3 protein-coding genes and 1 pseudogene are annotated in these 1,257 nt (G+C 43.1%); 1 reads left to right on the top strand and 3 read right to left on the bottom strand.

The genetic code is table 11. The features are described 5' to 3' along the window. The coding region (locus tag BM122_RS21300) for an IS5 family transposase (protein WP_074907617.1) at positions 1 to 483 on the top strand (483 nt) is incomplete at its 5' end. A 290-nt stretch (positions 484 to 773) separates the two neighbouring features. Here BM122_RS21300 and BM122_RS23810 read toward each other — a convergent pair. The 3 genes and pseudogenes from BM122_RS23810 to BM122_RS26490 all read right to left on the bottom strand — a co-directional run. Beyond that, positions 774 to 929: a hypothetical protein gene (locus BM122_RS23810; RefSeq protein WP_177198258.1), complete on the bottom strand. Its 156-nt coding sequence runs from the start codon at positions 927 to 929 to the stop codon at positions 774 to 776. A gap of 14 nt (positions 930 to 943) precedes the next feature. Next, complete coding sequence (locus BM122_RS26495) at positions 944 to 1,087, bottom strand: pentatricopeptide repeat-containing protein (RefSeq protein ID WP_371264972.1); 144 nt, start codon at positions 1,085 to 1,087, stop codon at positions 944 to 946. Beyond that, a pseudogene (locus BM122_RS26490) lies at positions 1,085 to 1,141 on the bottom strand (hypothetical protein); the annotation flags it as partial. The gene BM122_RS26495 and the pseudogene BM122_RS26490, both read right to left, overlap by 3 nt. Between the last annotated feature and the right edge of the window lie 116 nt (positions 1,142 to 1,257).

Genomic DNA, 1,257 nt, shown 5'->3' with positions numbered 1-1,257 from the left:
ATGGATGGCAGTTATGTTAAAGCGCATCAACATAGTGCGGGAGCAGCGAGTCAAGAATCGCAGGCTATCGGGAAAAGCCGTGCAGGCAATACCACAAAGATCCATTTAGCGGTCGATGGTTATGGCTTGCCAGTTGAGTTTGGAATCACCGGTGGAGAAGTCAATGACTGTTCTGCCGCGCCTGATTTGATTGCCAGGTTGCCTGACGCAAAAACAATAGTTGCGGACAAGGGCTATGACAGCGAATGGTTACGGGAACAGATAACGAAGAAGGGGGTTCAGGCTGTGATACCGAGAAAGCGCAACTCGTTGAAGGGTAATGCAGATATGGATTGGGGTTTATATCAATACCGGCATTGGGTGGAGAATGCTTTTGCCAGGCTAAAACAGTATCGGGCAATAGCAACGCGATACGACAAACTGAAGCGAAATTACGAGAGTATGGTAGCCATAGCGTGTGGATATCTGTGGCTACCTATGTGAAATGTCAACAGACCCTAGACTAATAATATTAATTTTAAGTTATCTCTCCAACTACACAGAATTCTAGCCTCTCAAAAAGTTGCTAAATACCCTAAACTGAGCGTAACGTAAACTTTATATGCACTACATTCAAATGGAAACTGTTAAAAATAAACTGTCTGTTTTTATAGTATTGAGCAAATATTCAAAGTAACTCACAGCTAAGACATCCTAGAGCCAAAATGTATAATGGATATATAAATATCATTCATGGATAGCGTTGTTCATTAAGAAAATATGGTGGCTTTCAGCTAATTTCTTTTCTTGTTGATCAATATGGTATGAGTAATTTCGTCAGACTCGACTCCATCGGCGTGCATTTCGCCAAGAATAGCGTGTCGCTCTTCTAGCGTCTGTACCTTGTTGAACAGCGTGGTTATAGGTAACAACATCAGGTTTGATTCCATCGGCGCGCATCTTGTTAAGAATGGCACGACCTTCTTCTAACCGTCTGAACCTTGTTGAGTAATGTGGTATAGGTAATAACATCAGGTTTGATTCCATCTGCCCACATATTGTTGAGAACAGCGCGTCCTTCCTCTAGTGTCTGCACCTTTTTGAGCAAAGTATTATAAGTAGTCTCGTTAGGTTTGATACCACCGGCGCGCATCCCGTTGAGAACGGCGCGACCTTCTGAATCGGCCCGGTTTTTCCGAAGACTTTTTAGTTTGAGTCAAGCTGCATCAGCTGACTCCTTTAATTGGCGATAATATGCCATTTCAAATTCAGCCGGTG

The sequence above is a fragment of the Nitrosomonas communis genome (assembly GCF_900114745.1).
GTDB classification, from domain to species: Bacteria; Pseudomonadota; Gammaproteobacteria; order Burkholderiales; family Nitrosomonadaceae; genus Nitrosomonas; species Nitrosomonas communis_A.
This window is presented reverse-complemented; position numbering and strand designations above follow the sequence as displayed.

Excerpts from the sequence above, each read along its gene's own strand:
- BM122_RS23810 (WP_177198258.1), bottom strand. The coding sequence starts at position 929 with ATGGAATCAAACCTGATGTTGTTACCTATAACCACGCTGTTCAACAAG.